Annotated in this window: 5 protein-coding genes; 2 read left to right on the plus strand and 3 right to left on the minus strand. The window is 69.1% G+C overall.

Annotated features, from left to right (window positions below; translation table 11 throughout):
- Positions 1–235: 235 nt before the first annotated feature.
- The 3 genes from QMX83_RS19305 to QMX83_RS19315 all read right to left on the minus strand — a co-directional run bounded on the left by QMX83_RS19305 (position 236) and on the right by QMX83_RS19315 (position 3,856).
- Complete coding sequence (locus QMX83_RS19305) at positions 236–1,801, minus strand: N-acetylmuramoyl-L-alanine amidase (protein ID WP_282298267.1); 1,566 nt, start codon at positions 1,799–1,801, stop codon at positions 236–238.
- Positions 1,802–1,889: 88 nt separating this feature from the next.
- Complete coding sequence (gene tsaE, locus QMX83_RS19310) at positions 1,890–2,372, minus strand: tRNA (adenosine(37)-N6)-threonylcarbamoyltransferase complex ATPase subunit type 1 TsaE (RefSeq protein ID WP_282298263.1); 483 nt, start codon at positions 2,370–2,372, stop codon at positions 1,890–1,892.
- Between the two features lie 5 nt (positions 2,373–2,377).
- Positions 2,378–3,856 carry an NAD(P)H-hydrate dehydratase gene (locus tag QMX83_RS19315; protein WP_282298264.1) on the minus strand — a complete coding sequence of 493 codons (1,479 nt, stop codon included), beginning with the start codon at positions 3,854–3,856 and terminating at the stop codon, positions 2,378–2,380.
- Positions 3,857–3,879: 23 nt separating this feature from the next.
- Between QMX83_RS19315 and queG the strand changes: the two genes are divergently transcribed.
- A complete protein-coding gene (gene queG / locus QMX83_RS19320) occupies positions 3,880–4,959 on the plus strand; it encodes a tRNA epoxyqueuosine(34) reductase QueG (RefSeq protein WP_282298265.1) in 1,080 nt (359 codons plus the stop codon).
- A gap of 5 nt (positions 4,960–4,964) precedes the next feature.
- Positions 4,965–6,299, plus strand: a complete 1,335-nt coding sequence (xseA, locus tag QMX83_RS19325) for an exodeoxyribonuclease VII large subunit (RefSeq protein ID WP_282298268.1) — start codon at positions 4,965–4,967, stop codon at positions 6,297–6,299.
- Positions 6,300–6,363: the final 64 nt, after the last annotated feature.

Genomic DNA, 6,363 nt, shown 5'->3' on the forward strand with positions numbered 1-6,363 from the left:
GCACTGTCGTGGCGGGTCGGGGTGGGCTGGAGGGGGCGTGAGCCGCATGGATGCGGCGATCGAGCTTACAGGGACGTACTTGCAGCGTCCCCCGGAACGCCCATCCCGAGCCGCCAAACCAGGGAACCAGTGAACATCGGCTGTTCGCCAAAAACCAACAGCAAGCCGGGCAGAGCCCGGCGATACGTGGCGCGTGCGATTGCAGAAAAAATGGGGCCCAGCAGTGGGCGTGGGCTTACTTGCTGCCGCCGGCGACGGTGCTGGCGGCGTCTATTTCGGCCTGGGCGCGGGCGGCGTAGAGGGTGCCCGGCGGCGGTTGGCGGCTGAAGAAGGTGTGCACGCCGTCCAGGACCGCACCGGCAATCTGGCGCTGGTAAGCGGGGTCCATCAGACGGCGCTCTTCGTCCGGATTGGAGATGAAGGCCGTTTCCACCAGCATCGCCGGCATGTCCGACGTGCGCAGCACCGCGAAGTTCGCGCGCTCGATATTCGGCTTGTGGTTCTTGCCGATACGCTTGAGCCCACCCAGCACATGACCGGCTGCGTCTTCCGAAGCCTTCATGTAACCGCTCTGGGCCAGATCCAGCAGCACGTTGGCCAGGGTGCCTTCGGTCTGCTGCAGGCGTACCCCGCCGACCAGATCGGCCGCGTTCTCCTTGTCTGCCAGCCACCGTGCACGCTGCGACGAAGCACCCTTGGTCGACAGCACGTACACCGACGACCCCTTCGCCGCGCGATTTTCAGCCGCGTCGGCGTGGATCGAAATGAAGATGTCGGCCTTGGCCGAACGCGCCTTCTGCGCACGCATCGGCAGCGGAATGAACACGTCGCTGTCGCGGGTGAGGAATGCCTTCAGACCCGGCGTTGCATTGACCTGCCGCGCCAGCTCGCGCGCCACCGCCAGAGTGATGTCTTTTTCGCGCTTGCCGGTCGGGCCGACCGCGCCCGGATCCTGACCGCCATGGCCCGGATCGATCGCCACCACCAGCGGGCGCATGCCCGACTGCATCTTGATCCGCGAGGCGTCGCTCGGCATCACCGGACGCGGGGTCGGCACTGGCACCACCGGCGTCGGAGCCGGGGTCGGTGCCACTGCCGCCGTCTGCTGGCCCGCCAGAATGTCGGCCGGCGACAAGGCATTGCTGGCTGCATTGGCCGTGCTGGCCGACGCCACCGTACCGGTGGCCGTCGGTGCCGCAGGCGTGGGCACCGGAGTCGCCGCACCGGCACTGGCCTGCTGTCGCGCATTGGCGGTCAACAGCGCGGTCGCACGGGCGGCTTCGTCACGCGCCTGCGCAACTTCGGCCGGCGTCGGCGCGGGGGCCGGTGCATTCGCGACCGGAGCCGCCGCAACCGGAGCCGCCGTGGCTGCCGGCGGCGTGGCGGTCGGTGCCGCGGCCACACTGGCCGGCGCATCGCCCGGCCACTCGATCACCAGCCGGGACTCATCGCCCTGCTTGAGCATCTGCGGCTTGAACGGGGCCACCGACTCGGCCAGGTCGAACACCACCCGAAACGTACCGGGCACCGGCTGACCGGTACGCACAGCGGTGACCACCCCGGTGGGGCTCGGCAACTTCAGATTGCGAATCGCGCTGGAGTCCGGGAAATCCACCACCAGGCGGTTCGGACCGGACAACGAAAGGGTCTTGTAGCCGCCGCTGCCAGCCAGCGCGATCTCCGCGCGGGTGCCGGTCGCACCGGTCTGCAGGGCCACCTGGCGGACCTCGCCCGCCCACGCAGCCGCACTCGCCAGACAGAGTCCGACGGCAGCAACGATGGCGGTGAGCGATTTCCCCATTGGCATGGATGGGGATTCAATCACCGTGCTGAATGAAAAGCAACTCCTTTTTCCTTAATAATCCGTAACCTGGGGGAGTTTCCTCCTGTCAGCCGGCAGAAAGGGGGCGCAAGTCGCGTCCTTCACGCAGCCGCTGAACCCATTCAGCACCGGCCTCGCTCACGCTGCTGAGGGTGGCGCGACGCCCCTGCCCGTCGATCTCCAGCGCCACCACCAGGTCGGTCGGCGGCAGCGCGCCGGCACCGCGTTCGGGCCATTCCACCAGCCACAGCGAGGCACTGCCCTCGTCCAGACCGAGGAATTCCAGCTCGTCGGCCTGACCGATGCGGTACAGGTCCAGATGCCAGGCTTCGCTGCCGTCGCCCAGCGGATAGCGCTCCACCAGGGTGTAGGTGGGGCTGCGGATCGCACCCTGCACACCCAGCGCCCGCAACAGCGCGCGAGCCAGGGTCGACTTGCCCGCGCCCAGGTCGCCGCGCAGCTGCATGACGGCCTGCGCCGGTCGTGTGGCCGCCAGGCGCGCGCCCAGCTGGTCGGTATCCTCGGCAGTGGCCAGGAAGAAGTCAGTCATCACGTTCACAGTTCGGGGTTGAGCCGGCGGCGCAGCGGCACCAGCAGGTCGGTGGGAAGCAGGCCACGCTGGCCATCGCGGGCGGCGTCGTCGCCGGCCAGTCCATGCAGCAGGGCTCCGGTGCTGGCCGCGTCGAACGCGCTCAGTCCCTGCGCACGCAGGGCGGCAATGATGCCGGTAAGCAGGTCACCCATGCCACCAACGGCCATGCCAGGATTGCCGGCCGCGATGACCCGTGGCCGCGCCTGTGGTGCCGCCACCACGGTGCCTGCGCCTTTCAGCACCACCACCGCATCGTAGCGCTCGGCCAGGGTCTGCGCGGCGCTGAAACGGTCGGCCTGCACCTGCGCGGTGCTCGCGCCGAGCAGACGTCCCGCCTCGCCAGGATGCGGGGTCAGGATGGCTCCAGCCAGCGGCTGCGGAGCCGCCGCCAGCAGGTTCAATGCATCCGCATCGACCACCAGCGGCAGCCCGCTGGCGCGCACCTGCCGCCAGCATTCGCGTGCCCAATCGTCCTGGCCCAGCCCCGGACCGATGGCGACAACCTTGGCGCGCGGTAGTAACTGCTGCAGTTCGGCGCTGTCCTGCACCGCATGCACCATTGCTTCAGGCAGGCGGGACAGCAACGGGCTGACGTGTTGCGGCTGGGTGCCCACGCTGACCAGCCCGGCTCCGGCGCGCAGCGCGGCCTCGGCCGCCAGCATCACCGCGCCGCCACTGCCGGCGTTGCCGCCGACGCAGAGCACGTGACCGGATTCGCCTTTGTGACTGTTGGCGCGACGCGGCCGCAGCAGCGACGGCAATCGCCCGACATGCCAGAGATCGGCGCTGGCGCACACAGCTGCGTCCGACCCCGGGGGCAGTTGCAGCGGTGCCAACCGGCATTCCCCGACGTATTCGAGTGCGTCGCCGGTGTACAGGCCCTGGTGCGGCACGATGAACTGCAGCGTGCAGGCAGCGCGCACCGCCGCGCCGGGTACACGGCCGGTCTGCGCATCCACGCCACTGGGCACGTCCAACGCCAGCACCGGCACGCCGGCCGCGTTGACGGCGGCGATGGCACGTTCTGCCTCGGCCACGGGCGCACGGTTCAAGCCGATGCCGAACAGAGCGTCCACGATCACGTCAGCGCCAGGCAGCGCTTCGCCCAAGACCGCCACGGTGCCGCCGATCGCCTCGAACTGCGCACGCATGCGCTGAGACAAGTCGCTCAGCGTCCCTTCGTCGGCCAGACGCAGTACCTGAACGCTGCGCCCGGACTGCACTGCCAGCCGCGCCAGCACCAGACCATCACCACCGTTGTTGCCGGGACCCGCAAGCACACATATCCGCTGTGCCTGCGGCCAGCGCTGCAGCAGACACTGCCAGGCGGCAGTGCCGGCCTGCTCCATCAACGACGCACCCGCGTCGCCCAGCACCGCGCTGGCCTGGGCATCCAGCTGGCGCGCGGCGGCCACATCGAACAGTTCAGCAAGCTCGGACATGCAGGGATTCTATACTTGTCACCATGTCTGCCGTGCCCCTGCCCGCCCCCGTCCATCTGGCCCGCGCCGCCGAGCGCGTGCGGGAGCTGGCGCGCGCGCATGGCTTCCAGCGCTGCGGCATCGCCGGCATCGAGCTGGGCGAGGACGAAGCCCATCTGGCCGACTGGCTGGGCAAGGGCCTGTACGGCACCATGGACTGGATGGCGCGCCACGGCACCCTGCGCGCGCGTCCGGCCGAGCTGCTGCCCGGCACGGTGCGGGTCATCTCGGTGGGCATGGACTACAGCCACAAGGACGACACCCAGGCCTGGGCGGCGTTGAACGACGGCGAACGCGCCTATGTGGCGCGCTATGCGCTGGGCCGCGATTACCACAAGCTGATGCGCAACCGCCTGCAGAAGCTGGCCGACGCGCTCGCGGCCGAGATCGGCGCGTTCGGCTACCGCGTATTCGTGGATTCGGCCCCGGTGCTGGAGCGTGCATTGGCGCGCAATGCCGGGCTGGGCTGGATTGGCAAGCACACCTGCCTGATCGACAAACAGGGCGGCTCCTGGTTCTTCATTGGCGAGATCTACATCGACCTGCCGCTGCCGGTGGACGCACCGGCCAGCGCACACTGCGGCAGCTGCACCCGCTGCATCGACATCTGCCCGACCCAGGCGATCATCGGCCCGCAACGGCTGGATGCGCGCCGCTGCATTTCCTACCTGACCATCGAGCACGACGGGGCCATCCCCGAGGACCTGCGCCCGCTGATCGGCAACCGCATTTACGGCTGCGACGACTGCCAGCTGGTCTGCCCCTGGAACAAGTTCGCCAAGCGCACCGACGAAGCCGACTTCCGCGCCCGCAACGAGCTCGATACCGCCAGCCTGGCGCAGCTGTTCGCGTGGGAAGAAGACGAGTTCCTGCGTCGCACCGAAGGCAGCCCGATCCGTCGCAGCGGACACGAGCGCTGGCTGCGCAACATCGCGGTGGCGCTGGGCAATGCACCGGGCACCATCGACACGCTGGCCGCACTGCAGTCACGCGTTGATCACCCTTCCGACGTGGTGCGCGAGCACGTGCAATGGGCACTGCACCAGCACAACGTGCGAACATGACCAGCATGGAACGCACCGCGCAGATTCTCACCCCCAGCCAACTCAACGCACTGGCCCGCGACCTGCTGGAAGGCAGCTTTCCGTCGGTGTGGGTGGAAGCCGAGCTGGGCAACGTGACCCGCCCGGCATCCGGGCACATGTACTTCACGTTGAAGGACGCACGCGCACAGATTCGTGCCGCGCTGTTCAAGCCGAAAAGCCAGTGGCTGAAATTCGTCCCCCGCGAGGGCATGCGCGTGCTGGCGCGTGGCCGGCTGACCTTGTACGACGCGCGCGGCGAGTACCAGATGGTGCTCGACTACATGGAGGAAGCCGGCGAAGGCGCGCTGCGGCGGGCATTCGAGCAGCTCAAGGCACGACTGGAAGCCGAAGGCCTGTTCGCGCCGGAACGCAAGCGTCCCCTGCCCGCCCACGTGCAGCGCCTGGCCGTCATCACCTCGCCCACCGGCGCGGCGGTACGCGACGTGCTGAGCGTGCTGGCACGACGCTTCCCGCTGCTGGAAGTGGACCTGCTGCCCAGCCTGGTGCAGGGCGACAGCGCCGCCGCGCAGCTCACCGCGCTGCTGCGCGCCGCCGATGCCAGCGCGCGCTATGACGTGATACTGCTCACCCGTGGCGGCGGTTCGCTGGAAGACCTGTGGGCCTTCAACGACGAACAGCTCGCGCGTGCGATCGCGGCCAGCACCACCCCGGTGGTGTCGGCGGTGGGCCACGAAACCGACTTCAGCCTGTCCGACTTTGCCGCCGACCTGCGCGCACCCACCCCGTCGGTGGCCGCCGAGCTGCTGGTACCGGACCAGCGCGACCTGCTGCTGCGGTTGCGCCGGGATGCGGCACGGATGGTGCAGCTGCAACGACACGCCATGGGCCAGGCCATGCAGCGCGCTGACCGCGCCCTGCTGCGCCTGAATGCGCAAAGCCCGCAGAACCGTCTGCAGCTGCTGCAGCGCCGGCAGCAGGATCTGTCCCGGCGGCTGGCCGCTGTGTGGCAGCAGCAGCTGGAGCGCCGTCGTGCGCGACTGCGCCATGCGGACATCGTGTTGCGCAACAACGCGCCGCAGCGCCGGCTGGAAGCGCTGCGAGAGCGCCTGCTGCGCCTGCAGCCGCGTGTAGACGCGGCGATGACCCGGCAGCTGCAGCGCGATCAGTTGCGACTGCGCGGGCTGGCGCGTTCGATGGAAGCGGTGAGTCCGCTGGCGACGGTGAGTCGTGGTTACGCGATTCTGACCCGCGAGGACGACGGGCGGCTGGTACGTTCGCCGCTGGATGTTGCGCCGGGGGATGCCGTCACCGCGCGCGTCAAGGACGGGGCCATCAACCTGATCGTGAGAGACCCGTAGAGCCACGCCCTGCGTGGCTTCGCGGTGTCAAACGGAATCGAAGCCACGCAGGGCGTGGCTCTAC

Source organism: Stenotrophomonas sp. PS02289 (assembly GCF_029960115.1).
Taxonomy (GTDB): domain Bacteria; phylum Pseudomonadota; class Gammaproteobacteria; order Xanthomonadales; family Xanthomonadaceae; genus Stenotrophomonas.